Source organism: Bacillus sp. EB106-04-04-XG123 (genome assembly GCF_058791855.1).
Window position 1 is genome coordinate 720076 of record NZ_JBYTDZ010000002.1, and the last position, 24808, is coordinate 744883.

At 43.8% G+C, this 24808-nt stretch carries 24 protein-coding genes; 5 read left to right on the top strand and 19 right to left on the bottom strand.

All coding sequences use genetic code 11. The annotated features are described in order from the left end of the window. Positions 1 to 77: 77 nt before the first annotated feature. The 4 genes from gdhA to sigY form a co-directional block, all read right to left on the bottom strand. A complete protein-coding gene (gene gdhA, locus AC3WTB_RS09095; protein ID WP_268473507.1) occupies positions 78 to 1448 on the bottom strand; it encodes an NADP-specific glutamate dehydrogenase in 1371 nt (456 codons plus the stop codon). Between the two features lie 311 nt (positions 1449 to 1759). Continuing rightward, entirely contained in the window at positions 1760 to 1972 is a 213-nt protein-coding gene (locus tag AC3WTB_RS09100) for a hypothetical protein (RefSeq protein WP_039182469.1), read from the bottom strand. Then, positions 1969 to 2280, bottom strand: coding sequence for a YxlC family protein (locus AC3WTB_RS09105; RefSeq protein ID WP_492333613.1), 312 nt, complete (start codon positions 2278 to 2280; stop codon positions 1969 to 1971). The genes AC3WTB_RS09100 and AC3WTB_RS09105 overlap by 4 nt, the downstream gene beginning before the upstream one ends. After that, a complete protein-coding gene (gene sigY, locus AC3WTB_RS09110) occupies positions 2277 to 2810 on the bottom strand; it encodes an RNA polymerase sigma factor SigY (RefSeq protein WP_492333614.1) in 534 nt (177 codons plus the stop codon). The genes AC3WTB_RS09105 and sigY overlap by 4 nt, the downstream gene beginning before the upstream one ends. Before the next feature lie 452 nt (positions 2811 to 3262). Here sigY and AC3WTB_RS09115 point away from each other — a divergent pair, with 452 nt between their 5' ends. Continuing rightward, a complete protein-coding gene (locus tag AC3WTB_RS09115; RefSeq protein ID WP_492333615.1) occupies positions 3263 to 4300 on the top strand; it encodes a pectate lyase family protein in 1038 nt (345 codons plus the stop codon). Positions 4301 to 4353: 53 nt separating this feature from the next. On the opposite strand, the gene cydC is transcribed toward AC3WTB_RS09115, so the two are convergent. The 15 genes from cydC to AC3WTB_RS09190 all read right to left on the bottom strand — a co-directional run bounded on the left by cydC (position 4354) and on the right by AC3WTB_RS09190 (position 20876). Beyond that, the gene (gene cydC / locus AC3WTB_RS09120; RefSeq protein ID WP_492333616.1) at positions 4354 to 6087 is read right to left on the bottom strand and encodes a thiol reductant ABC exporter subunit CydC; all 1734 of its coding nucleotides are present in this window, start codon (positions 6085 to 6087) and stop codon (positions 4354 to 4356) included. Further along, positions 6077 to 7813 (bottom strand): thiol reductant ABC exporter subunit CydD, encoded by a 1737-nt coding sequence (gene cydD / locus AC3WTB_RS09125; protein WP_492333617.1) that lies wholly within the window; start codon positions 7811 to 7813, stop codon positions 6077 to 6079. The genes cydC and cydD overlap by 11 nt, the downstream gene beginning before the upstream one ends. Next, entirely contained in the window at positions 7813 to 8829 is a 1017-nt protein-coding gene (gene cydB, locus AC3WTB_RS09130; protein ID WP_047202951.1) for a cytochrome d ubiquinol oxidase subunit II, read from the bottom strand. The genes cydD and cydB overlap by 1 nt, the downstream gene beginning before the upstream one ends. Then, positions 8816 to 10231, bottom strand: coding sequence for a cytochrome ubiquinol oxidase subunit I (locus AC3WTB_RS09135; protein ID WP_039182485.1), 1416 nt, complete (start codon positions 10229 to 10231; stop codon positions 8816 to 8818). The genes cydB and AC3WTB_RS09135 overlap by 14 nt, the downstream gene beginning before the upstream one ends. Before the next feature lie 322 nt (positions 10232 to 10553). Further along, a complete protein-coding gene (isdG, locus tag AC3WTB_RS09140) occupies positions 10554 to 11669 on the bottom strand; it encodes a heme oxygenase (RefSeq protein ID WP_492333688.1) in 1116 nt (371 codons plus the stop codon). Between the two features lie 7 nt (positions 11670 to 11676). Continuing rightward, positions 11677 to 12690, bottom strand: a complete 1014-nt coding sequence (locus AC3WTB_RS09145; protein WP_492333618.1) for a FecCD family ABC transporter permease — start codon at positions 12688 to 12690, stop codon at positions 11677 to 11679. Beyond that, on the bottom strand, positions 12687 to 13625 hold the full coding sequence (locus tag AC3WTB_RS09150) for an ABC transporter substrate-binding protein (protein ID WP_126682495.1): 939 nt from the start codon (positions 13623 to 13625) through the stop codon (positions 12687 to 12689). The genes AC3WTB_RS09145 and AC3WTB_RS09150 overlap by 4 nt, the downstream gene beginning before the upstream one ends. An 18-nt stretch (positions 13626 to 13643) precedes the next feature. Beyond that, on the bottom strand, positions 13644 to 14393 hold the full coding sequence (srtB, locus tag AC3WTB_RS09155) for a class B sortase (RefSeq protein WP_492333619.1): 750 nt from the start codon (positions 14391 to 14393) through the stop codon (positions 13644 to 13646). 26 nt (positions 14394 to 14419) lie between these two features. After that, positions 14420 to 15190, bottom strand: a complete 771-nt coding sequence (locus AC3WTB_RS09160; protein WP_064498835.1) for an ABC transporter ATP-binding protein — start codon at positions 15188 to 15190, stop codon at positions 14420 to 14422. Further along, entirely contained in the window at positions 15177 to 16163 is a 987-nt protein-coding gene (locus AC3WTB_RS09165; protein WP_039182499.1) for a FecCD family ABC transporter permease, read from the bottom strand. Before AC3WTB_RS09165 ends, AC3WTB_RS09160 begins: the two co-directional genes overlap by 14 nt. 34 nt (positions 16164 to 16197) lie before the next feature. After that, on the bottom strand, positions 16198 to 17085 hold the full coding sequence (gene isdE, locus AC3WTB_RS09170; protein WP_126682497.1) for a heme ABC transporter substrate-binding protein IsdE: 888 nt from the start codon (positions 17083 to 17085) through the stop codon (positions 16198 to 16200). A 76-nt stretch (positions 17086 to 17161) separates the two neighbouring features. Next, positions 17162 to 19018, bottom strand: a complete 1857-nt coding sequence (locus tag AC3WTB_RS09175) for an NEAT domain-containing protein (protein ID WP_268473497.1) — start codon at positions 19016 to 19018, stop codon at positions 17162 to 17164. A 19-nt stretch (positions 19019 to 19037) separates the two neighbouring features. Beyond that, positions 19038 to 19694 carry a heme uptake protein IsdC gene (gene isdC, locus AC3WTB_RS09180; protein WP_366206472.1) on the bottom strand — a complete coding sequence of 219 codons (657 nt, stop codon included), beginning with the start codon at positions 19692 to 19694 and terminating at the stop codon, positions 19038 to 19040. A 20-nt stretch (positions 19695 to 19714) separates the two neighbouring features. Beyond that, entirely contained in the window at positions 19715 to 20173 is a 459-nt protein-coding gene (locus tag AC3WTB_RS09185) for an NEAT domain-containing protein (RefSeq protein WP_268473495.1), read from the bottom strand. 370 nt (positions 20174 to 20543) lie between these two features. Next, positions 20544 to 20876 carry a winged helix-turn-helix transcriptional regulator gene (locus AC3WTB_RS09190; protein WP_047202942.1) on the bottom strand — a complete coding sequence of 111 codons (333 nt, stop codon included), beginning with the start codon at positions 20874 to 20876 and terminating at the stop codon, positions 20544 to 20546. A gap of 177 nt (positions 20877 to 21053) precedes the next feature. Here AC3WTB_RS09190 and AC3WTB_RS09195 point away from each other — a divergent pair, with 177 nt between their 5' ends. The 4 genes from AC3WTB_RS09195 to fosB all read left to right on the top strand — a co-directional run bounded on the left by AC3WTB_RS09195 (position 21054) and on the right by fosB (position 24256). Then, positions 21054 to 21908 (top strand): VOC family protein, encoded by an 855-nt coding sequence (locus tag AC3WTB_RS09195; RefSeq protein WP_047202941.1) that lies wholly within the window; start codon positions 21054 to 21056, stop codon positions 21906 to 21908. Between the two features lie 16 nt (positions 21909 to 21924). After that, positions 21925 to 22686 (top strand): GTP cyclohydrolase II, encoded by a 762-nt coding sequence (locus tag AC3WTB_RS09200; protein ID WP_024427515.1) that lies wholly within the window; start codon positions 21925 to 21927, stop codon positions 22684 to 22686. Then, complete coding sequence (ribD, locus tag AC3WTB_RS09205; protein ID WP_047202940.1) at positions 22673 to 23764, top strand: bifunctional diaminohydroxyphosphoribosylaminopyrimidine deaminase/5-amino-6-(5-phosphoribosylamino)uracil reductase RibD; 1092 nt, start codon at positions 22673 to 22675, stop codon at positions 23762 to 23764. Before AC3WTB_RS09200 ends, ribD begins: the two co-directional genes overlap by 14 nt. A 66-nt stretch (positions 23765 to 23830) precedes the next feature. Continuing rightward, positions 23831 to 24256, top strand: a complete 426-nt coding sequence (fosB, locus tag AC3WTB_RS09210) for a metallothiol transferase FosB (RefSeq protein WP_492333620.1) — start codon at positions 23831 to 23833, stop codon at positions 24254 to 24256. Positions 24257 to 24808: the final 552 nt, after the last annotated feature.

Sequence of the window (24808 nt, forward strand, 5' to 3'; positions counted from 1 at the left end):
CCGCGCCTCCTTATTGTCATTCTTAAAGGACGATTCCCCATCTTGTCATGAAATAAACAGGTGCGGGAGAGCAGGAGTTAAATCACGCCTTGTGCGATCATGGCATCTGCCACCTTACGAAATCCTGCAATATTTGCTCCAACCATGATGTTCCCTGAGTGTCCATATTCGTCCGCTGTCTCTGTACATTGACGATAAATAGACTGCATCATTTGTTTCAGCTGATCATCTACTTCTTCAAATGTCCAAGACATTCTTGCACTGTTTTGCGCCATTTCTAGTGCTGAGACACCTACTCCGCCAGCATTCGCCGCTTTTGCCGGCGCAAACAAAATACGATTCTCTTCAAATACTTTGACCGCCTTAAGAGTGGACGGCATATTGGCTCCTTCTCCAACAGCGATGACACCATTTGCCACAAGCTGCTGTGCATGCGCCTCTGATATTTCATTTTGTGTTGCACATGGCAGCGCAATATCACAAGGAACGGACCAAATTTGTTCGCAATCTTCAATTAATTCAGCATGCGGGTGAATGTCTAGGTATGCCCCAATCCGCTGATTCTCGACTTCCTTCAGCTGCTTAATGGTCTCAAGTGAAATCCCTTGAGGATCATAAATTGCTCCGCTTGAATCACTGCAAGCCACAACCTTACCGCCTAATTCCATTACCTTTTCCATTGCATAAATAGACACATTTCCTGAGCCCGACACAACAACTGAACGCCCTTCAAATTGGAGCCCATGTGCTTTCAGCATTTCTTCCATGAAGTACACCAGTCCGTAGCCTGTCGCCTCTTTTCTCGCTAAGCTGCCTCCAAATCCAGGGCTTTTCCCCGTGAGTACACCCGCTTCATAAGCGCCGCGCATTTTCTTATACTGTCCGAACATATAGCCAATTTCGCGTGCTCCTACACCAATATCACCTGCTGGCACATCTTGATCAGGTCCGATATATCGGCCGAGTTCACTCATAAAGCTTTGAACGAAACGCATGATTTCTCCATCAGACTTTCCTTTAGGGTCAAAATCCGATCCGCCTTTCCCTCCACCGATCGGCATACCAGTCAGTGCGTTTTTAAAGATTTGTTCAAACCCTAAAAACTTGATAATGCTTGCATTGACGGTTGGATGGAAACGAATGCCTCCTTTATAAGGACCGATGGCACTATTGAATTGAACCCTAAACCCTCGATTGACTTGTACTTTGCCCTCATCGTCTACCCATGGCACTCGAAATACCACAAGCCGCTCAGGCTCAATGAGCCGTTCTAAAATGCCCTGTTTTTCATACTCTGGATGCTTCGCAAAAACTGGGACGAGTGATTCCAGAATTTCTTTTACCGCTTGCTGGAATTCCTCCTCGCCGGGATTTCGTTTTTCCACCTCTTCTAACACACGGTGGATGTAGCTTTGTGCTGTTTGTGCTGCTCGATCTAAGGTCAACATGCCGCATCTGCCTCCTTGTAGATATCTCCACACTTTTAATTGTTAGATTTTCTAACGCATATTGAGATTAATTTAACACCAATTGTAAAATCTGATCAATATTGATAACAGATGAAAATGATGCCGAATTGAGATAGATCAAGCAGCCGCAGCAATTGACTTTAAAAATAAGCGCTCAAGGAATGACTAATGTGCTAGAAACGAACGAGCGGATGTTTCTCGTCCCGTTTTCTTTGACAAATACATGAATCATGATGAATTTCTAGCTTGTTTTCCAACGAAAAAAGGGTCAAAAGTTTGATCGGATGCACTCAATCTTTTCGGAGCTTCCCGCCTCTTTTTCGATCAGGTAGCACGACACAAAGCCAATATAAAATAGAAGACGATGGAAAGTTAATGAGACCGACAATGCCCCAGAACCACTTGTAACGCCCTCTTTTCTTTGCATCCATAAATAAAAGAAAGCCCTGTGCAAACAATAACGGCAAGACGCACAATAAGATGATCATTTCCGTCTGACTCATAAGGAAGACCCTCCTTTAATATGTTGATATTCCTTGTAGCCAACAATAAAGCAGATGGGTACGCTCACTATTTGGAGAAGAATGAAGATGATAGGCAAATGGGTAATGGCAGCTGCAAAGAGTGCCAGAATGGTCAAACTAGTCAAAACGTATGCCAGCACTTCTTGTTTAAAACGCCTTTTCTCTTGTTCCTTCGCCTGTTTCAGCATCATCATGACAGCCTGCTCACTTGGCTGTTCCACTTCAATTTGTTCGTCTAGCTGCCGCAGCTCTTCTTTTAAACGTTCGGTCAAACGATCTTCCTTCATACATCCCACTCCTTTCGAATTTTCTTTAATCCATGATGAACCCTCGATTTCACAGTGCCTTCTCTCATTCCGAGCATTGAAGCCATTTCTGGGTAGGTAAAGCCATAATAATAGTGCAGAATAATCGGTGCTCTCTCCTGAGCCTTTAGTTCATTTAAAGCATCCCACATGTCATGCCATTTGTTCCCCTTTTGCTGAACGTCCCATTTGAAACGGCGTATGGCCTCCTGATTGGCTTTTCCTTCTCTCAATTGTTCACGTTTTCTTTTCTTCTGGTGATCTAAAAATTGCCTAGATGCAATCGAAATGAGCCAGGTTGAAAATAAGGCATCTCCTCTAAATGAAGAAAGTTTCATATACGCTTTCAGCATCGTTTCTTGCATGATTTCCTCTGCCAGCTCTTGTTGAAGGGTCAGCTTCAGCATATATCGGTAAAGAAAGGAATAATGATGCCGATAAAGGGCTGTAAACGCGGCATCATCGCCCTGTTTTGCCCGCTGAATCAATAATGTCTCTTCTGTCTGCTCCAAACACGTCCCTCCTTCCCTTTCTTCTCTTACTCATGAGACGACACGAATGACAATACCGTTTAAAATAGACCTTATTTTTTAGCATAACTTCTATGAAACCCATTTTATATGCCATTTTTTCTTATGTAATGATTATGGCATTCCTTCTTCTCTAACAAAATGATGCGTTTTGATTTTCTAGCAAATGGAGAGCCTCCTCTCCATAATCATGATGTCATCCACATACCTATCGACAATGGTCCTTATCTCATGAAGATGAAATAAAATAATCATTGGCTTAGCTTCCTAGAAAATCATGGAATACGCCGCGCCTATCCTTAGCCGATGATACCTTTTTGCATGCTATGCTCTTCCTACATTCCGAATGAGGCGATGCTTGTGAAGGAAGGAGGATTGGTTGAATCACAGCTTATTTTGGAAACGTTTTCATTAAAACAAAATAGAGAATGGAGATGTTGACTTTGAAGAGAAAAGTTCCAATGTTAGCCGGTGTATTAGCTGTTGGTCTCGTCACTTCATTATTTGCACCAAACGGGGAGGCAAAGGCAGCAGCCAAATACCCAGAAAGCCCTTCTATTATGGCCAACTTTAATCAACAAGGCTTCTCCACATTAAATGGCGGCACAACAGGCGGTGAAGGCGGTAAAACCGTCACAGTCAAGACTGGAAATGAATTATTGGCTGCCCTCAAAAATAAAGGAACAAACGAAAAATTAAAAATTGTAGTAGACGGGACGATTACCCCTTCTAATACATCAGCCAATAAAATCGATGTGAAAGATACAAATAATGTTTCGATCGTCGGTAAAGGGACGAACGGCGAATTTAATGGGATTGGCATTAAAGTATGGCGTGCCAATAACATCATCATCCGCAACTTGAAAATCCACCACAGCAAAATCGGTGACAAAGATGCGATCGGGATCGAAGGCGGTTCTAAAAACATATGGGTCGACCATAATGAACTGTACAACACATTGAATTCTGGGAAGGATGACTACGATGGTTTATTTGATGTAAAAAATGACTCTGACTATATTACCTTCTCGTGGAACTATGTACATGACAGCTGGAAAACAATGCTCATGGGCAGCTCCGATAACGATAACTATAATCGAAAAATTACGTTCCACAACAACCGTTTTGAAAACCTGAACTCTCGTGTACCGTCTATGCGCTTCGGGGAAGGCCATGTCTATAACAACTATTATAAAGGCATCTTGGCAACAGCGATTAACTCACGTATGGGCGCAAAGATGAGAATAGAACACAACTTATTTGAAAACACCAATAATGCCATTGGAAGCTGGGACAGCCGTCAAGTTGGAACATGGCATGTCATCAACAACTCTTATATTAACAGCACAGGCAGTCTGCCAACATCTTCAACAGGTACGTATAACCCTCCTTATAACTACTCTTTGCTTAACGTGAACAATGTGAAATCAGAAGTGATCTCAAATGCAGGTGTTGGTAAAGTAAACCCTTAAACCACAAAACGTTCGGGCAGAGATTTCCTGTCCGAACGTTTTTGTCATTTCATTTAGATTGTAGAAAAAGGACGATCCATTTCATACAACTTTTGATAACGCTTGTTTTCTTTTAGTAAAACCTGATGCTGACCCTGCATCTCAATGCGTCCGTCTTCAATAAACATGATGCGGTCACACGCCTCACAGCCAGTCAGATGATGGGTTATCCAAATAACTGTTTTCCCTTTTAACACACGGAAGATGGTTTCAAGCAATTCACGCTCTGTCCGTGGATCAAGCCCGACGGTCGGTTCATCTAATACAACAACCGGCGTGTCCTGCAGCAAAATCCGAGCTAATGCCATACGCTGTCTTTCTCCACCTGAAAATCGAACCCCTGTCTCCTGAACACCTGTGTGATAACCTTCTGGCAAAGACTCGATGTAATCATGCAGCTGCACTTGTCTAGCTGCTTCTTTTACCTGCTCTTCTGTCGCCTCTGGAGATCCTAAACGGATATTGTTTAAAACAGACGTATCAAATAAATAAGGCTGTTGATTGAGCACAGACACATAGGCAGACACCTTCTCTTGAATGCTTTGAACCGGTTTTCCTTGAATGCTGACAGCTCCTTGATTTGGAACGACTGCCCCTTCTAACAATTTTAAAATGGTCGATTTGCCGGCACCGCTTTTTCCTAGGAGCGCGAGTGATTCCCCTTGCTTCAGAGAAAAGGACAGGTCTTGAAGTACATATTGATGCGTGTCATACCGAAAGGACACTTGATCGAAACAGACAGCTTCATCGTGAGAAAGGGTTGACTGATCCACTGCCTCGCTCTCAGTTTCTCCTTCATATGACTGCTTTTCATAATGATGTAATCTGCTGACAGCATGCTGATAGACAGGGATATCACCTGCCGCATCTGACAGCGGAAGAAAGGCTTCTGTTAACGGAAACAGCACAAGCACAAAGGCTGCAATCAGTGTGTGTGACATGGATCCTGACTGAACGACCAAGCCGCTCCAATACACGACTAGTACGACAGCTCCTCCAATCAAGAGCTGTGCAAAAAATTGGCGCAAGCGGATAAACCGGTGCTTGGCTGATTCAAGCGCTAACAGCTGCGCTTCTTTTTGTTCATAACCATCAACAAAATCTTTCTGCCTGCCGCTGAACAGCCAGTCACTAACGCCCATAACTGCATCTGTTAAATGGCTGTACAGTTCATTTCTGCCTTTTTTCATTTGAATTTGTCTTGCCCGGTTCACAAGCACTGTGACGTATGGGAAGACGAAGACGAGAAGTGCCATATAAAGCAGCATCAGTCCAGCAAAAGGCCATGAGAAAAGGCCAAGTGCTCCAATGGATGCGGCATATAAAAGCAGTGCACCGATGGATGGGAAGATGGTTTTTAAATAGGCATCCTGCAGTCTCTCCACATCATCTGACAAAAGACCAAGCATTTCACCTGTCCCCAGCTTTGTCTGTTTCGCACTTCGTTCAGCCATGTCATACAGACGCACACGCATTTTTTCAATCATTGTCAAAATGAGTTGATGGCTCGCCAGCCTTTCTGCATAGCGGGCAGCAGAGCGCGAAATACCAAAGGTACGTACAGCCACGATTGGGACGTAGACCATGAGTATATTCTCAGGTCTTGTCGCGGCTTTTGAAATGAGAAAGCCCGACGTGTACATCAGCATAGATGCAGAGAATACCGCAATGGCCCCTAAAAATAAAACCAAGGCAAACAGCTTTCGATTCTCCTTGATATAAGGTATAAACCAGCCTTTACTGATCATGTGTGACCGCCCCCATTTGCTCCTGTACCAATTGATAATACACGCCTTTTCTTTGCATTAATGAATCATGTGTCCCCATTTCTGCGACGGTTCCTTGATCCATGACAATGATTTCATCCATGTCCGGCATCCAATGGAGTCTGTGTGTCGCTAAGAACACAAGTTTATGTTCAAACAGTGGAAGCATTGTTTTCTTCAGTTCGTACTCTGTTTCAATATCGAGATGCGCCGTTGGTTCATCTAACAGCATAATGGACCGCTGGCCCAGCACAGTTCGAGCAAGGGCAATTCTTTGCGCCTGTCCGCCGCTTAGCCCTCTTCCCTGTTCTCCAATGACCTCATCCAGACCATTTGGCAGCTGTGTGACAAGCTGAGTTAAACCAGCCTCATGCACAGCTCTTTCCACTTCCGCGTCTGTTGCATTCGGTTCATAAAAACGAATGTTTTCTCTTAATGTCATGTGAAATAAATAGGGATGCTGCGGCATATAGACAACTTCCTTTTGCCATTCCTTCATCTGTAAATGAACAAGCGGCTGGCCGTTCAGCGTGATTTGACCCGAAGACGGTTCAACAAAGCCGCCGAGGACATCGGTTAACGTCGATTTCCCTGAACCACTGGCACCAATAATGCCGATTTTTTTCTTCCCTTTGACAGTGAGATCTACATCCTGAATGGAATAAGGGGCATGTTCATCATGCTGGACACAAACATCTTGCAGCGTGAGCACGGATTGTGCATCCCACTTGCCTAGCTGCACAGATTGTGTCTCCTGCGTGCGGAAGCCCTTTTCTTCTAAAATGACCTGCATAGCTTCATTCGCTTCTTTTCCATTTAACGTCGCATGATAATCATTTCCTACTTCACGTACCGGCAGGAAATACTCTGGCGCCAGCATAAGCGCCGTCAAAGCCGGCAATAAGAGAAGCTCTCCTTCAATTAATCGCAAGCCAAGAAAAACAGCGACGGTTGCAATTGATAGCATGGAAAAGAAATCGAGCGCAAACGATGACAGAAAGGCGACCTTCAGTGTGCTCATGGTCGCTTTGCGATATCGCTTTGATACCTCCGCAATATTACGGGAGTGTTTTTTGCTGATACCTAAGTAACGAAGCGTCTCAAGGCCGCGGAGAGAGTCAGTAAAATGATTGGATAATTTCTCATACGATCTCCATTGTTTGGCCGCTTTACGCTGAGCAACAAGGCCTAGCAAAATCATAAAAATAATTAATATAGGCAGCGTCACAATTAAAATGACAGCCGATGTTTCATCTAATGTCCACACATAGATAAGGACCATTGCCGGAATCACTGCCATGTTCACCATTTTCGGCAAAAACAGCTGTAAATACTGACGGTATTGAGCAATTCCTTCCATTGCTAGTGTGACAAGCTTTCCTGTCCCTTTTTTCTTTGCGAAGGCAGGCCCTAATCGAAAGAGTTGGTCTAGCAGCTGCTTTCTGACGTCTGCTCCAATTCGGGAAGAGTACGTAAACATGACCTTCTCCCGAATCAAGGTGAGACCGTGCCGCACAAGAAAGGCAGCAAGAAACAGCAGGACATAAGGCGTTGCCTGCGAGAGGCTTTTCCCGTCAAACAGCGTTGTAATGGCATGTGCCAGCCACTGTGCTTGGAAAATAATACTTGCTCCTTGGATGAGTGACACAATACCTAAGAGGGCAAGAAGCCCTCTCATTCCTTTTAGTTGAAGCAGACGTTTATCCATTAGTAGGTCATTGGCTCCTTACCGCTTACACGTTTACGGAAGACGTAATAGCTCCAAATTTGATACCCAAGCACAAAGGGCAGCAAAGAAATGGCCACAATCGTCATGACCGTCAGTGAATAAGATCCAGATGCAGCGTTTTGAATCGTGAGATCAAATGAATGGCTGATTGAACTAATCATGACGCGCGGGAACAATGCAGTGAACAGCATGGACACCGTCACCATGATGCCTGCGCCTGTGAATAAGAATGTCCAGCCATCACGTTCTTTTCTCATCAAAACAAGAGCAGCTATATAACAAGCCACAATCAGCACAGTTAACGGAATGGTGATGATCGGGCGTACGGTATAAATATCTGTTTCAATGATAGACACACCGACAAAGATGACAAGAACAGGGAGTGCAATGAGCAGGACACGCTGACCTAGTTTTCTTGCACGATCTCTTAGATCACCTTCTGTACGAAGTGTGACGAAAATCAAGCCATGCAGCAGGCAAAGAACTGTCACAGCTACCCCGCCGATCACTGAATAAAGATTCACAAAGTCCGTAAAACCAGCGTACATGTTCATGTCTTGATCAATTGGCATCCCGCGTAAAATACTCGTGAATAATACACCTAGTAAAAATGGCGGAAGCAGACTGCCAAAGAAGATGACCCAGTCCCACACCTTGATCCAAGAGGCTTTCTCAACCTTCCCTCGGAATTCAAAGGCGACCCCGCGCCCAATGAGCGCTAAGAGGAGAACCGCAAACGGAATATAGTATCCGCTGAACATCGTGGCATACCAGTTAGGAAATGCAGCGAAAATAGCGCCGCCAGCTGTAATCAGCCAGACCTCATTCGCATCCCAGAAAGGACCAATCGTATTGATTAAAATGCGGCGCTCGTGCGCGTCCTTTCCAAGCAGCTGCATGGACATCCCGACACCAAAATCAAATCCTTCTAAGAAGAAAAATCCAACAAACAATACTGCGACAAGAATAAACCAAATCTCGTTAAGATATGCCATGATATGCGCCTCCATCAAATGGATCTGTAGACAGGTCCGTTTCATCCTTTTGATCTGTATCTTCTTCAGAATGTGCACCTTTTTTAATTTCTCGAATGAATAAGTAAGCGAGCACAATAGCAAGAATCAGATACATCGCCGTAAAGCTAATGACTGAGAATAACAGCATGCCATACGATACGTTCGGTGAAATCGATTGAGCCGTCGTCATCATGCCAAAGACGGTCCACGGCTGACGCCCGATCTCAGTCATGATCCAGCCGGCTGAGTTCGCAATAAACGGGAACGCAATCATCCATACCATGAAGCGTAAATACCATTTGTTTGTTTCGAGTTTCTTTCTAAAGCTTAAGTATAAGCCAATCATACTAGCAAAAATCATCAGCATGCCTGCACCGACCATGATTCTAAAGCTCCAGAATGTTGTTTTCACTGGCGGAATGTAGTCCCCGGGACCAAACTTGGCTTCATATTCTTTTTGAAGCGTCAGCATACCTGGAACGTCTCCACTGAACTTCGAATAAGCCAAATAACTTAAGGCAAACGGAATATTGATCTCCGCAGAGTTTTCTTTTTTATCTGTGTCAATGTTGGCAAATAGTGTCCAAGCCGCTGGATCTCCACTATCCTTCCAAAGGGCTTCACTTGCTGCCATTTTCATTGGCTGTGATTTCATTAAATGCTTCGCTTGATCATGTCCAGAGAACGCCACACCTAAGCCAGAAATTAAAGCGAGGACCATCGCAATCTGGAATGACTTTTTGAAAAAGGCGATTTCTTGTTTTTTAATCATTTTATAGGCACTAACTCCTGCAATAAAGAAAGCTCCTGTTGCCAGTGCACCAAACAGAACGTGCGGGAACTCAACCCAAAGCTGCGGGTTCGTCACAAGAGCGCCAAAATCATTCATTTCTGCACGGCCATTTTTAATGGCAAATCCAACTGGCTCCTGCATAAATGAGTTGGCGAGTAAAATCCAAAACGCCGAAAAGATCGTACCAAGGGAAACAAGCCAAATGCACAATAAATGAATTTTCTTCGGCAGACGATCCCAGCCGAATATCCAAAGTCCAATAAATGTAGATTCAAGGAAAAAGGCCAAAAGCGCTTCAATGGCAAGCGGTGCACCAAAGACATCACCGACAAACCTTGAATAATCTGACCAGTTCATCCCAAACTGGAATTCCTGCAGAATCCCTGTCACCACACCTACTGCAAAGTTAAGTAAGAACAGGTGACCCCAAAACTTCGCCATCTTTTTATAGATGTCTTTTTTCTTGACGACATAAAGGGTCTGCATCAATGCGACGATAAACACCAAACCTATTGACATAGGAACAAAAATAAAATGAAATAATGTCGTTGAAGCAAATTGAAATCTTGCTAAAAACAGCTCACTCACAGCCTTACATCCTCCCTTACTTTCACATGCCGAACGATTCATGCTCACCATTTCACAAAATGTTCACTATTTGTTCAATGTTTCACAAATAAAAGTCCATTTGAAATGGTTCACTCGGTGAAATTTTACTCTTGATTTTCATTCGGTTAGTTATTTATACCTGTACTTTACACCCATACGCTTCAAAAATAAAGTAAATTTTACCTAAAAATTGGATGGTATTGTGTCAGTTATTTGAATACTTTGTCAACAATATGTGACGGAAAATAAAAAACCGCAAAAAAAGAGCGCTGCATGTGGGCCGCAGCGCTGTATTTCTTTTTTAGGCTTTTTTCTGTAATGCAGGTCTTGTGACTTGCACTTCATAATACGTAATTTTATTTTTTAAAATGCCTTCAGGTTTTGCTTTTCCGTGAGCGTGTGCATCTCCAAATGCCTGAGATTTTGTCCAATTCACAAAATCTTCTTTTCGATTCCAGCGGGTATGAATGGTCACTTCATCGTAATCGGTTGTCTGCTGTGTGACCCAGACTTCCATGCCTAAAAATCCTTCCATGAATTCTACTTGTCCCTGCTTGTTAAAACGCTTGACGAGGTGGTCTGCACTGCCTTTTTCTACTCTAACCTGGTTGTTTACAATGATCATGTTTGGTTCATCTCCCTTTTGTTGTTGGATCGAAGCGATTGGGATAATGAGCGGATGCTCTCCATCTAAGTGAACCTCTGCCTGAATCCCAAAGACTTCTTTGAAAAAGTTTTCTGTTAATACTTCGTTTGGTGTCCCTATTTGGTAAACCTGACCACTCTTCATCGCAATCAGGCGGTCACAATATTTTGCTGCCTGCTGCAGGTCATGAAGAACCATTAAAATGGTGATCCCATGCGTTTCATTCAGCTGTTTGAGCAGCTCCAGTAAATCAAGCTGGTGCGCAATATCTAAGAAAGTGGTAGGCTCATCCAGAATAATCGTCTCTGTCTTCTGAGCCAGTGCCATTGCAATATACGCCTTTTGCCTTTCTCCGCCTGACAATGTATGCAGCATCCTGTTTTCATTTACGCGGCTATTTGTCACATCAAGCGCCCACTCTATCGCTTCCTGATCTGCCTGCGAGCTCTTTTTCCAGATCGAACGATGCGGACTGCGTCCAAGTGCAACCAGCTCACGTACTGTCATCGATGGGATGGCAGTTCTCGTCTGCATTAGAACGGCGATTTCCTGTGCAATCTCCTGCGCTGTCATTTCTTTTTGCGGGATATCGTGAATATAAATCATGCCGCTTTCGATCGACGTAAGGCGTGCGGCCGCTTTAATTAACGTCGACTTCCCTGACCCATTCGGTCCAATAATTCCTGTTACACTCCCTTTAGGCACAGCTGCTGAAATAGACGACAATCGAAAGCCTCCTTGACTGAGACTCACGTCATTCATCGCAATCACATCCAACTTAACCCCTCCCTTTCTTTTTTAATAAATAGAGGAAGAAAGGTGCACCGATACAGGCAAGCAGAATACCCACAGGCAGTTCAACCGGTGTAAACCATACCCGTGCCGCTGTATCTGCAAAGACCACAAGTACGCCGCCGCCCAGCATTGAGATCGGAAGCAGGTACCGGTAGTCATCTCCAATTAAAAGGCGGATAAAATGAGGGACGACAAGACCGACAAATCCAATTAAACCGCTCACGCTTACCGCCGCACCCGCCAAAAGCGCCGCCAGTGCAATTAAGAAAAAACGGGTTCGCTCGACTCTAAGGCCGAGCAGCTGCGCTGACTCATCACCAAGTAAAAGAAGATTTGCGGGCTTGATCGCAAAAAAACAAAGACACAAACCGGCAAGCGCATAGGGTGACACAAAGCTCAGATGATGCCAGCTCCGTCCATTTAATCCTCCCGATAAAAAAGGCAGAACAGCCTGCACACGCTCACTATAAAGCACCATCAACCCATTCATGACCGCACCAAGCAGCGCATTGACTGCCACTCCCGCCAGAATCAATTTCAGTGGCGAAACCCCTTGGTCAAACGACAGGATATACACAACGAGTGCCGCTAATAAAGCGCCAAGGAAGGCAGCTGCTGGAAGCAGATATGTGAATTGTGGAAACACAATCATGCTGAGTACAGCAGCTAACCCACCGCCGGCGGTCACACCGATGATGCCGGGATCAGCGAGTGGATTTCGGACGACTCCTTGTAAAATCGCTCCTGATGCTGCGAGACAGGCCCCGACGATGAAGCCTATGAGAACGCGCGGCAGGCGTAAATCCATGACGATTTTTTCATGGACAGGCTGGCCTGATCGCGTCAAAGCAGCGATCAAATCTGGCAGCGATAATTGAACAGAACCTAATGCAAGCCCTAAACATAAGCCCACACCAAGCGAGAGAAGTAGTCCCGGTATCAACCATTTTCGTCTCGACTGTCTTTTTTGAAAATCTAACTCTGCATTCACCTTCATGATGACAATCGCTTCAATCTCTTCTCTAGTTCATCAATCGCCTTGATGACGTCTGCGCCTGGATTCGTCCCGAATAAATCACTAGGCAAAATCTCCACGCGGCCATTTTTGACAGCTGATACGTCGTGCCATGCTGCATTTTGTTTCATTTCACTCATAAAGCCCGCTTTCACATCTTCAGGATTGCTGTGTGTCATGAGCAGAATGAGATCAGGATCGGCTTCGATCACCATTTCAGCATTGATTTGGGCGTATTGAGGGAATTTTTCGAGTGCCGGTTCATTCTCAGCAATGTTTGCACCCCCGGCGATATGCAATAAATCTCCGCTTAAGGATTGAGGAAGCGCCGCCATATATGTGCCGGGTGCACCGTACACAACGAGTGTTTTTACTTTTTTCTTAGGCTGCTTGACCTGCTTTTTCCGCTCATCAATTTGATCATTGAGTGCTTTAGCCTTTTGCTGCTTCCCAAGCAACTCCCCAAATAACGAAATTTGGCGCTGGATGTCCTTCACTGAATTGGCGCTTGTCAAAAGAAGCTGTGAACCAATTCCTTCTATTGTAAAGATGTCCTTGCTGTTTAATTGTTCATTTCCAAGCACAACATCAGGGTTTAAGCTTGTGATCAGCTCTACATCAAATTGATGCGTTGTGCCAATCGTTTGTACGGACTTTGCCTTTTGTAAGCTGTCTGGTAACTCGGCAGTTGGCCTGCCGACCGCCTCACCGCCTAAAGCATATAGAATGCTCAAGTCCCCGGTCGATAAGGCGACAATACGCTGAGGGGATTCATCAAATGACAGCGTTCTTCCGGTAAAATCCTTTATCTTCAGCGCTCCTGCCGCGCTTTCTTTCTCTACAGGTGCTGCCTGACTGCATCCGCCGAGGAGAAGCATTAAGACGAGTCCCGCCAAGATCACATATGAAATTTTCAACCGTCTGTCTCTCCTTTTCTAGTAAACTTTCTTTAGCTTTGCCTGTACCACGAGACGCCCGTTTTTAGGTGCAAGCACATGATCACAGGTCGATAAGGTGAGGATGAGGTCATCTGTGGACACGTCTGTCTTCGTTTGATAGATTGATTTCTTCCGCACAGCTTGCAAGTAATGGGCATATTCGCCAAGATCCTGAAAATCGGTTTGAATATAATCGAAGTCAACCGTCGTTTCATACACGGCAAAAATCTCCGCTTCATAGCTTTGATACAGCGTATCGTACTGAAATGTCCGGTGCTCATTAAAGAAATCTTTTTTTAGATAGTTTGTGAGTCCAGCAAACATGGATCCATCCCTCATCCGATGGCCGTACACCACTGTATTTGGGCTTTCATGCAGGACATCATTACGATAATCCATAAAGATACTGCCTGCCCGGGTGTCGTTTTTTAAATAATTACGAGTTAAGTAGAACGCATTATCGCGAGATTGAACGATCGGATACTGAATCATCGTATCCTCCATATTGATCCAGCCGACAATGTCCTCATTCACCTTCCGCAGCTCATCAAATGACGAACGGATCTTTCCCGACTCCCGTTTTTCATTCATTTCTTCATGTCCATACATCGTCTGGGCCTTTGCAAGCACCTGGCGATTTTGATAATAACCGAAAAGCTCGAAGCCGATAGCTGTACCGCTATAAATAAATACGCCTAAACAAACGATCGTCAGCATCCGCTGCCAAAGCCGTTTTCCTCGTTTCACACTGTCTCACCTGCTTTTTGCCCAGCTTATATACCAACAGGCACGATGTACATCCCTGTTTCTGCATCCTGTCTAATCGTCACGGACACATCATAAATGTGTCGCACATTTTCCTCTGTTAACACATCATTTGGCTGTCCTTCACTGATAATCTGTCCATCCTTCATCGCTATGATGATATCGCTGTAGCGGACAGCCTGATTCATATCGTGGAGCACCATGACAATGGTTAATCCGTGCCTGGCATTCAGCTCCCGAATCAGCTCAAGAATGTCAAATTGATAGTAGATATCCAAATAAGTTGTCGGTTCATCTAAGAAAAGGATCGGTGTTTTTTGCGCAAGTGCCATCGCAATCCATACACGCTGCCGCTCTCCACCTGACAGTGAGGCGAGCGGCACCTTTCGTTTGTCCGTTAGCTTTGTACTGGACAGCGCCCATTCTATCGCTCTCTCGTCCTCTTCCTTGTCTCCTCCGCGCATTGTCTGATACGGCGTTCTGCCGAATGCCACGACCCGTTCGATCGTTAAATCAAGAGGCGCTTCATTTTGCTGATGGACGACAGCGAGCTTTTTCGCCAGCTCCTTTGGCTTGAACGCATTCAGCGCTTGCCCGTCTAAGTGTATCTGCCCTTTATTTGGACAATGATTATTTGCCATTAAGGAAAGCAGTGTGGATTTTCCCGAGCCATTTGGACCGATAATGGTTGTGATTTTCCCCTTTTCAATCTGTGTTGTTACCGATTGAACGATGTCCTTCTGCTGGTCATATGAGAATGACACCTCACGAATGTCCATGGAGACGGTCCCCCCTTCTTAATAAAAAGATCAGAAACGGCCCGCCAATCACGGCCATGATCGTAGAAGCAGGAATCTCATTTGGCGCCACAAGCGTCCTGCCAAGCGTATCAGCCGTCAAAATCAGCAAAGCCCCGCTTAACGCAGAAAATGGAATCAGTACTCGGTGATCCGAGCCGACAAGCCTTCTTGAAATGTGCGGAATGAGCAAGCCGACAAAGGCTATTACGCCCGCTACTGCTGCTGTCACTGCCGCAAGTAAAACGGCTGTGATGGAAATCAAAAGGCGCATTCTGGTCACACGCAATCCTAAGTTTTTCGCTGTCTTGTCTTGAAGAGCCAACAGGTTACACCATCTGCTGAAGAAGAGTGCCACGACAAGGCCAACGACACCATAAACACCGATTAAACGGACATCTCCCCACGTTTTCATCGTGAGATTCGACTGTCCTGACTGATTAATTGTGATATTGAAATAGCTGCAAATGGTCACAAATGCTTCAGCCATCCCAGTAAACATGGCATTGATGGCGATCCCAACTAAGATCATGCGGATCGGGCTTAAACCACCCTTCCAAGATAGAACGTATACGAGGAAACAAGCAATCGCCCCGCCTAATACCGAAAATAAAGGTGAGTAGAAATAAAATTGAGGAAGCGCTGTAATCGCCATTAATGAAAAGAAGCTGGCTCCTGATGAAATCCCAATGACGCCGGCATCAGCTAACGGATTCCTCATGACCGACTGCAGCAGTACACCGGAGACAGATAAGGCGGCCCCTGTAAACATCGCGATGAGCACGCGGGGGATTCTCAAATCTTTAATGATTTCTACCTGTGCATGTTGACCGGTGATGAGCCCTTCTAATAATTCAATTGGGGTCACATGAATGCTCCCAGTAATGGCTGAATAAATAAACACGCAGACCAGTAAGAGACTGACTATCAGAAATAAAAATCCTGTTTTTTTCATCTTGAACGTCCTTTTATCATTAAGATTCGCAAACTTATGACGGATACAACATACGAGTCAATTCATCTAATGCCTCTGCTGCCTTTAAATTGCCTGTTGTCCCGAATAAGCTTTCTTCGAGGTCATACACCCGGTCTTGTTTGACCGCATTAAAATGTTTCCAGATGTCATTTGTTTTAAATTCTTGATCAAACATTTTGACGACTTCATCCGGCATCCCATGTGCGGCTCGGAGAATGATATCTGGATTGGCTTTTTGTAAATACTCCGTATTGGATTCCAAATACTCCATTTTCTCGCCTTCCACAATGTTCTTTCCTCCTGCGATACGTACAAGATCACCAATATATGAATTTTCTGTCGCCACCAAATAACTTCCTGGCACACCAAGCAAAATCAGAACGGACGGCTTGCGTTTTCCTTTTGTCTTCTCTTGTATGTCTTTCTTTTTTTGCTCAAACGCAGACACAATGCGCTCAGCCTGCTTCTTCCTGTCATACTTATCCCCAAGCTTCGTGATGGCCTTCTCCATGTTGACCATACTCTCGAGATTTAAGTATGTGGCAGGGACACCTGCTTGCTGAAAGGGTTTCTCTAAATCATATTGAAGGGTTGTGACAGACAGGACATCTGTCGGTTGAAGTGATTGGATGATTTCCATGTCCGGGCTCATGGGATTGCCGACTTCCGGCAGTCCTTTGTAACGAGCTGGCAAGGATTTTTGACTTGTTGGCACCCCGACAAGATCAACCTCTAAAGCATCCATGATTTCCGCGGCTGCTACAGTCGTTGCTACAATACGCTCACTTGATTCAGCGCTTTTTTTGCCTTTTGCTGAGCTTTCAGCTGACTGTGAGCAGCCAGATAAGATCATGCACACACTGAAGGCAGCGATCAAGGTACATAACATTCGATGCTTCAAAAACAGAAGCCTCCTTTCGAAAAAAGAGAGTGGATGCGCCGAGGAAAAAGACGCATCTCACTTAAAATAAAACGAACTATCTTGTCCGTGTTTGATATTTTCTGACGAGTACGAATAACGAACCGCCGAATAAAAGAATATACACCCAAAGAAGAGAGGTATCTCCCGTTTTCGGATTCAGCTGTCCAGACTCAGATTTGGTTTGGTCATCTGATGGCGTAAATGTCATCTGCTCCGCACCCGTTTCCTCTGGTGCTATATTCTCAAGTTGAGGTGTTTGAGAATCGTGATCATTTGGATTTTTGACAAATCCGATACTCTCATCGTCTCCAATGACCGTTGAAATGCCGCTTCCCTCACCGAGAGCGATTCCTTTTGTGTCGTAGACAAGTTTGACATCGTACTGCTCATGATAGTTCGCAGCTGGAATATCAATTTTTACGCGTGCAGCCTGAGCACTGCTTAAACTTTTTGCTTCATATTGAATGACACGTGTATCTGCTTTTTGATCTGTTTTCGCGACAAGTGTCTCTTCAAACTTTCCGCCTGTTCCTACTTGGAATGACGTGATGGCTGAGCTGTTTTTCACTTTATATGAAACGAAATGGCGGCCATTTTTCACAACCAGTGTCGCAGGGCTCACGACGTAATCGTTCATGCGGGAAAGCTCATCCTTGTCTGCTTTCTTCATTGAGAAAGGAAGCTTGTATACACCATCTTTTAGCTGAGTAGTCTCTTGATCAGCTCCGCTGTTATTTGTTTCTGGTGATGGTGTATTTGGTTTTGGCGTTTCTGGTGTAGCTGGTGGTTCTTCCTCTACCACCTGTCCGTCCTTCACTGGAGCGATACTCTTTGAGTCAAATTGAAAACGAATATCGTAGGTTTGGTCATAGTTAGCGGCTGCTACTACAATGTGTACTTTTCCTTTCACCGCTTTTTTCAAATCAGCAGCATCAAATGAAACCACTCTTGTGTTCTTCGTTTCATCCTTGCTGACTGTTTTCGCTTCTTGATAAGAACCGTCTTTCTCTGTTTTCAAAGAAGCTACAGACTTATCGTCTTTCACCGTAAAGGAGATGGTTTGTTTTCCATTTTTGACAGTTAAAGATGCAGGATGTGAGAAGTAATTGCTCATTCGAGATGCCTCATCCGTATCCCCTTTTAGCACACTGTAATTGATACGATATACGCCATCTTTTAATTGATTTTGCGCAGAATCATCTGGTTTTGTGCCATTGTTATTGCCTGGTGTTGTCGATTGATCGTCTGGCTTTGTGCCATTTTGATCATCCGGTTTTGTTTCATTGTCATCTGGCTTTGTACCGTTTTGATCATCCGGTTTTGTTTCGTTATCGTCTGGCTTTGTACCGTTTTGATCATCTGGCTTTGGTTCGTTATCGTCTGGCTTTGTGCCATTTTGATCATCTGGTTTTGGTTCGTTTTCTTCTGGCTCTGCAGAATTAACGAGTGTAAGGCTGCTTTGATCGAATGCAAGCTGTACGTCATATGCTTCGTCATAAATAAAGCCGCCTAAATCCCAGTAAATTTTCACCCAGCCGTTTAATTTCGCTGATAAGTCGGCGACATCAAATTTGATCACACGTGTATTGGCTGTTTCGTCCTCACTGACTGTTTCAGTGGTGACGAGCGCACCATTTTGTTCAACCTTGAAGTCTGTAATTTCTTGGCTTTGTTTCAGTGTGACATAAGCTGTTGTCTTGCCATTTTCCACAATCAGCTTAGCTGGCTTTTCTGTATAGGTATCCATCATAGACGCTTCTGAGGTACCATCTTTTAAAATGGTGAATCCGACTGTGTATTCCCCATCAACGAATGATGCCGCTTGAGCTGTTCCTTGAGGAATCTGAAACGCAGTCAACAAACTGAATAAAACAAGCAGAATGGCTGCCTTTAGATGAAAAAGACGTTTCAAATGGTGACACTTCCTTCCGTTAATGCTTGATGATCCACTTTCTTGCTAAAAATCCGCCTGAACATAAGACAAGCACAAGGAGCCATCCTATCTGGCTTGTATCACCAGTTTGAGGGTTGTCTTCTTGTTGTTTCGTTGTGGATGTATCAGCTTTGTTTGTTGATTCTTTTGATGGCTGCTGACTTTCTTGTGCACCCGTTGATTTATTTTCACTGGTAGACGATAGCGATTTCATACTGCTTTCATCAAATTTCAGCTGAATGGTGTAATCATGATCATAATCAGCAGATTTTACAGTGACATGAATTTTTGACTTGATCGGTTTAGACAAGCTCTGAGCTTGGAACTGAACGAGTCTTGTATTCGCTTTTTTATTCGTTGAGAGAACAGTTGTGTCGACATAGCCGCCATTTCCAGGCACTTTAAATTCCGTTACCCAGCTGCTATTTTTAATCGTCATTTGCACAGTCAACTTCCCATTTTTCGCAACCACTTTTGCCGGCTTCAGCCAGTAATCATTTGCCATTGATACCGCATTTCCTTCAGCTTTCAGCACAGTATAATTGACGGAGTATGTACCATCCTTTAACGTGGCAGCCTGTGCGTTTGAAAAAGGCAGTAGAAGTGCCAGTAAAAAAACCGCCATGAAGACTGACAGCCTCATTCTTTTTTTCATCAAGCGAATTTCCTCCCTTTCTATTGAACAGTTGCCGCATCAAACTTGAGGCGAATGTCGTAATTGCCTGTATATCCGATTGCTGGTACAGTCACACTCACTTTTGCTGGTACAACCTCAGTCAGGCTGTTCACATTGAATTCTACGGTTCTCTTATTCGCAGCTGTATTTGTACTGATCACCTTCGCATCTTTGTAGACACCTTGATCGAGCGTTTTAAAGCTTGTGATCCAAGAGCTATTCGTTAACGTGACTTGCGCTTTGATTTTTCCATCCTTTACGACAAGCTTAGCTGGTTTTTCAAAATACGTATTCGCTGTTGAAGTCGAATCGCTATCTGCCTTCCATACCACATATTGCGCTGAATATTGACCATCTGCTAAGCCAGCTGCTGAAGCTGAGCTAACAGGGGCTAGAGCAAATAATAGAACAAAACTAAGGAATAATAATACGGGTGATGTTGAACGAATGACTTTCATGTGAACCCTCCTAAATGATATTGATAATTATTCTCAATAGATAATAAAAAAAATAACCTTCACAAGTGCTGGAACACACTTATAGATGATTATGATAATCATTATCAATTGAGTTGAAAAAATAAATCTTTGCTTCCTAAAAGTCAAAGATGTCTGCTTCTAAATGATGGATTGATACGAGTTTTAGGCAATCTGTCCCATTTATAATACCATGGCATAACCTCCATTCCATTACAGGGAAAAGAACCCTCTTCTCCTTGATATTATATAATGCATGAAATGATTGTCAACATCATTTTTCATACTATTGTCTTAGTTTTCTGGAAAATCACACAAAAAAATTTCGATCAGACACACTGATCGAAATGGATTAAGATGAAACATGTTCCTCTATTTTGCTGTGTTTACGATCTAAAGACCAAGCATACATTTCACGAATAATCGGTTCAATTTTCTTCCCTTGAACTGTTAATTCGTATTCAATCCGCACTGGAATATCGGGGTATACTTTTTTCTCAACAAGTCCCTCAGCTTCTAAATCCTTCAGCCTTTCTGATAGTAATCTTCCGCTGATGTTCATTTCATTTTCAAGCTGACAAAAACGCTTAGGCCCTGTCAGAAGCTGATTGATGATGAGAATGACCCACTTCTTGCCTAGAATCTCCATGGCATCTGTAATTGGACAGCCATCTACTTGAGCCATATCTTACTCCCTCCTGCTTTTTTCTCTTTTTTTTATTATAACACAATTAATTACTTGAAATAAGTCACTAACTATTATATAGTTTAGTTACTAAAAGTAACAAGGTATTCATTTTTTATAGATTTTCAAAAACATTTGAACATGCCGATGCATATATCATGAAGGAGATGACCGAGCTTGAAGACAATTGAGCAGCTAAGGCTGGGTGTAACAGAATTACATGTGTCCAGCTTTGATCGTTCTTTACCTTTTTATACAGACATTTTAGGATTTTCTATATTAGAAAAGACAGATTCCACGGTGACACTTGGCAGCAATGCAAAGGAACCGATTCTTTTGTTAAAAGAAGATGCACAACTGAAAGAAAAGCCTGATCATGAGCCAGGACTTTATCATTTTGCTGTTTTATTACCTACCAGAAAAAACCTGGGCACATGGCTGGCACATGTAATCAAAAAAGGCTATCCTTTAATTGGAGCAAGCGATCACTTTTTCAGTGAAGCCATTTATTTAAGTGATCCTGACGGCATTGGCGTAGAAATTTATGCTGACCGTCCTCAGGACATTTGGGTCGGTGAGCATGGAGAACTGAAAGGTGGCGGAAATGCACCGCTTGATGGAGATGGACTCCTGCAAGAAGCAGCTGATACCACATGGGAAGGACTCCCTGCCGGTACAGTGATGGGACACTTGCATTTCCATCTCAACCCAGAAGAAGCGGATTCCTTTTATGTCAATACGCTCGGTTTTCATATCCGAATGGCTCCACCAGCAAGCGTATTTATCGCCGCTGGTGTGTACCACCACCACCTTGCCTTTAATGCATGGGGACGCGGACGAAAAGGAGCCATTGATCCACGTTTTTCAGGAATTAGAAGCTATACACTGGTTTTCCCAGAAGAAGCAGACAGACAATCCGTCGTCGAACGTCTGACAAAAGCAGGCACTCAAGTCAACACGACAGGAAAAAGCAGCGAATTTGTTGATCCATTTGGCGTTCTCGTTCGTTTACAGATTGAAGAAACAGACTAAAAAGAAGGTGCAGAATATGGACAAACACACAGAGCTTAAAACAGCCATATTAAAAGATAAAATCAAACGAGTACAGCAAGAAGACGGGTATATCTATATCACTGGACCCATTAAACTGCCAGTGAATTTAGACGGCAGAACCGTGATGTTTAACTGGTATTCATGGTTAAAAGACGATGGAAAAGAGCCACTGTCAGATGAAGCTTTAATTGAAAGCCTTTCGTCCCGCCAGCTGGCTGATCATCAGCAGTCAAGCGTTCTTGTGTATGGGGATTTCGAGCACGCTGACGAAGCTCTTATCCGTATGCATTCCATTTGCCACACTGGCGATATTTTCGGAAGCAAGCGCTGCGACTGTGGATTCCAATTGAAGCAGTCTATGCGAATGATTGAGGACAATGGAGCAGGAGCCCTGTTTTACTTAGCCAATCATGAAGGCCGCGGCATTGGTCTTTTCAGTAAAGCCATGGCTTATATTCTTCAAGAAAACGGCTATGATACAGTAGAAGCGAATGAAGCACTTGGTTTTGAAGATGACACACGTCAATACGAAGAAGCCATTGCCGTTCTTCAAACACTTCGTACAAAGCCGGTCAGACTCATTACCAATAACCCGAAAAAGACAGATGCGATCAGCCATGCAGGTTTATCTCTTTCTGGACGCATTCCGCTTTGGGGAGATGTCTCTGAATTTAACGAGAAATACTTGCAGACAAAAATCAACCGCTCAGGTCACATGAAGGCGGAGCAAGAGGTGCGTACGATTGCCACATCATGAGCGATATATGAAGCTAGCCCTTGATAATGCACGAGCAATGAAAGGTCAGACATCTCCGAATCCGCTCGTCGGGGCTGTGATTGTGCGAGAGAATGAGATTGTTGGAGTCGGCGCTCATATGAAAGCCGGTGAACCGCATGCTGAAATTCATGCACTTAACATGGCTGGAGACAAGGCAAAAGGAGCCACGATTTATGTGACCCTTGAGCCTTGTTCCCACCATGGGCGCACAGGCCCTTGTGCCGAAGCACTTGTGAAAGCCGGCGTCGAAACCGTTGTCGTCGCAGCTCTTGATCCGAATCCACTTGTCGCTGGCCGCGGGATTGCCATTTTACAAGACGCGGGCATCCAAGTTATCACGGGCGTACTTGAACAAGAATCCATACTGATGAATGAAGTATTTAATCACTTTATTACGAAAAAAACACCTTTCGTGACGCTCAAAGCGGGCATTACCTTAGATGGGAAAATCGCCTCTGCCACGTCTGACAGCAAGTGGATTACATCTGAGACATCCCGTTATGATGCTCACCATATCCGCAGTATCAATGATGCGATTTTGGTCGGTGCTCAAACTGTCATTCACGATGATCCTTCATTAACTGCGCGGATTCCAAATGGAAACAATCCGATTCGAATTGTCTTAGACTCTAAGCTGTCTACACCACTGACAGCAAAGATCGTCACAGATCAGATGGCACCTACATGGATTTTTACAACAAAGCAAGCCGATGAGGAAAAACGAGCGGCTTTAGAAGAAGCTGGCGTCCGTGTCTTTATGACTGACAGCGACACGCGGGTTCCCCTGCAGGAAGTGCTTCAAGTACTGGGAGAAAAAAATATCTCCTCTCTCATGATTGAAGGCGGCGGCCAGATTAACGCCTCTTTCTTAGAACAGCAGCTTGTAGATAAATTGGTCATCTATATGGCGCCTAAACTCATTGGCGGACGACTTTCCCCTTCCTTTTTCGGAGGCGAAGGCATACGCCTCATGAGTGATGCCATTGAACTGGATCAACTCACCGTGGAACCACTCGGGAAAGATATCAAAATGACGGGCTATCCCGTTTATCAATAAACAAAAAAAGGTTGTAGATCGACATCTACAACCTTTTTTCTCATCATTTATTATGAGGTGATTAATTTGAAAGTAAAAGGAATAAACCATCTGTTATTTTCTGTTTCAGATTTAGAGGCATCTATTGATTTTTACACAAAGATCTTTGATGCTACATTGTTAGCAAAGGGACGAACGACAGCTTACTTCGATTTGAACGGACTATGGCTTGCCCTCAATGTAGAAAAGGATATTCCTCGCCAAGATATTCATGAATCATACACACACATCGCTTTTTCAATTGATGAAGAGGATATAAATTACATGTACAACAAACTAAAAAATATGAACGTCAACTTATTGCAAGGCCGTCCAAGAGATGAAAAGGATCGTCAATCGATCTACTTTACGGACCCTGATGGACATAAATTCGAATTTCATACTGGAACACTAAAAAATCGATTGGAGTATTATAAGCAAGAGAAAACCCATATAGAATTTTTTGACAAATGATGAAAGAATGCGAGGAAAAACCAAAGTGCTATTCGTTATTTAATAGAAGTAATGGTAAAATATACATAGAAACGTGTAGCAATCGATAGTCCTCCCCCCTTCTATACTAAAGGTGTTTTTATGCCGAGAAAGGAGGGGTCAGTTTGGGAACAAAACTTGTGCGTTCACGCGTTGAAAGACGCAAGAACAAAAAGAAAGAAGCTTGTACCTGCAAGTACAAGCTTTGGTTTCTTATCTTAAATTTAATACGAACTCTAGTCCAGTTCATAGCATGGATGATAGATAAGAGACCGTTCTGAAATAACCCTTAAAATGATAATGAAAAATAAAGTGGCACCTTCATTACCTCTAGTCAAGGTAATGCTGGTTCTATCTCGTTTCTGTTTTTTGGAGGGCTGCTTTATTTTTTCTATATTACTTCAGTATATTCATCACATTTTAAATTTATACATAGAAAAAGCACACGGTAGTCAGCCGAGTGCTCAAATTAAATTTCTTTTCAGTTATATGGTGACGTTCAAGAAATTCACCTTGAAGCTCTCGTGCTTCAGT